At 48.7% G+C, this 1,997-nt stretch carries 2 protein-coding genes; both read right to left on the bottom strand.

The window, feature by feature from the left end:
• Window positions 1–1,584 (bottom strand): protein-disulfide reductase DsbD (gene dsbD / locus KDK16_RS10350; protein WP_257275999.1); only part of this gene is annotated, 1,584 nt, incomplete at its 3' end.
• A gap of 158 nt (window positions 1,585–1,742) precedes the next feature.
• A partial coding sequence (locus tag KDK16_RS10345; RefSeq protein ID WP_257275998.1) for an inorganic diphosphatase occupies window positions 1,743–1,997 on the bottom strand: 255 nt, incomplete at its 5' end.

The following is a 1,997-nucleotide window of genomic DNA, read 5'->3' as shown; positions in this document are numbered from 1 at the left end:
TTCCATAGCCCTGCAGGAAACACACCAGTCCGCATAAACATCAATCATGGCTGCTCTGCCAAGCTTTTTAGCCGTTTCCAGCTGAGCTGAGAGTGCTTCAACTGTTGTAACTGTGCGGAAAGAGTCCCTTGTTGAAAGGTTTTCACCGGGCTGGCTGATTCTGCCAAGAGGCTGCAGTGGGTGGTTGTGACCTTGAGCTGCTCCGATGATCAGAAGAGCACCATAGATCAGGAAAACGAGGCCAACTGCCTGAAAAAATAGAGCGGATCCAACTTTCTTGCTGAAGTCCAGAGCGCCAAGACAAACAGCAGCACCAATGGCCAGGGTGCCCCAGAGAAAGAGTGTGAGTGGTGCGGGTATAACACGCTCCAGCATCCAGACGGCAACGCCAAGCAGAAGGAAACCAAAGAAGTGTTTGACATTCTCCATCCAGCCGCCAGCTCCAGGCAGCAGGCTCTTGCCACCCAGGCCGATCAATAGGAGTGGCAGTCCCATTCCCAGGCCCAGAGCCAGCAACGAGAGTCCACCAATGAGTGCGTCACCTGTTGAACTGATGTAAATCAATGCGCCTGCCAGAGGTGCTGAGACGCATGGCGATACTACCAGAGCCGATAAAATCCCCATAATGGCTGCAGCAGAATGACTTCCTGATTTCTGAGGCTGTCTGTTGAGACGGTCTCTGAGTTTTTCCGGGAGCTGAAGCTCATAAAGACCAAACATGCTCAAAGCAAGAATGACGAAGAGAGCAGCAATAGGGATCAGTAGCCAGGGCGATTGCAGTTTTGCCTGCAAGTTCAGGCTCGCCCCGAAAAGCCCCGTCAAGGTGCCAGCCAGAGCGAAGGTGATCGACATGCTGAGTACATAAATGATGGAAAGAGAGAGCGTTCTTTTTCGACTGGCTCCCTTTGATGCAGCGCCTACCAGCAGACTGGAGAGAATGGGAATCATCGGAAGTACACAGGGGGTGAAAGACAGCCCCAGACCTGCCAGTAAAAATAGTAAAAGAGTCACAAGGAGGTCTCTGTCTCCAAAGGATTCTGAGAAACTCAGAGCCTTGCCGTCTTCCGATGTTGTTTCAGAAGACTCAATCAGGCCAGCACTGGTGACATTGGGGTTCCGGGCAGAAATATTTAGTGTCTGTGGCGGATAGCAAAGACCTGCATCAGCACAGCCCTGAAACCTTATCTGGAATTGAGGCTCGGACTCAGTACTCTTGACAGGAATTCTGACAGTGACATTTTCTGGAAAGACCTCCATGTTCTGTTCAAAGTTAATGTCGTACTTTTGCTTGCCTTTTGGGAATAAAGGCTCTCCAAGCAGTGTAGAGCTTTCATGATTGGAAAAGCTGAATCGATCTTTGTAGAGATAATGCCCTGGCGTTACGAGAAAGTGCAGCAGCAGTGTGTTGTTTACAATCTCTGCTTCCAGCTGAAAGGCTTCTTCGACAGGCAAAAATTGTTGGGTGTCAGATCCCAATAGTGCATTCACATTAGCAGAAGAAACACCGGCAAGAGCCCAGGTAAAGAGAGTAAGGAAAAACGTTGTGAGGTAAGATTTTTGATTGCTTCGAAATAGCTGAACCATGTAAAACCAACTGTTCTTGTTTATGGTCCTTTAATTGTGAAGTGAATCCGCCGGGATGCAAGCTCCAGAGTTGGCAAATGGTGCGGGAGAGAATATCTCCAACACCATTAAGGGATTAATAATCCATTTACAAAAAATGGTTTATTGCGTTAATCCCTTCAGCCTTTGTAGTTGGCAGCAGACTTTTTGATGACTTCAAAGGCCGCTTCTTTTCCTTCCCAGCCTTCGATCTTGACCCACTTGCCCGGTTCCAGATCCTTATAGTTCTCGAAGAAGTGTTCGATTTGCTTCAGCAGCAGTTCTGGCAGATCAGAGTACTCCTGTACATTGTTGTACAGTGCAGACAGCTTCTCATGGGGAACTGCAATCAGTTTCTCGTCCTGACCACTCTCGTCGGACATGTTCAGCATACC

This window comes from Endozoicomonas sp. SESOKO4 (assembly GCF_024606275.1).
Note: the sequence above shows the minus strand (reverse complement) of the source record. Positions and strands in the feature narration are given on the sequence as shown.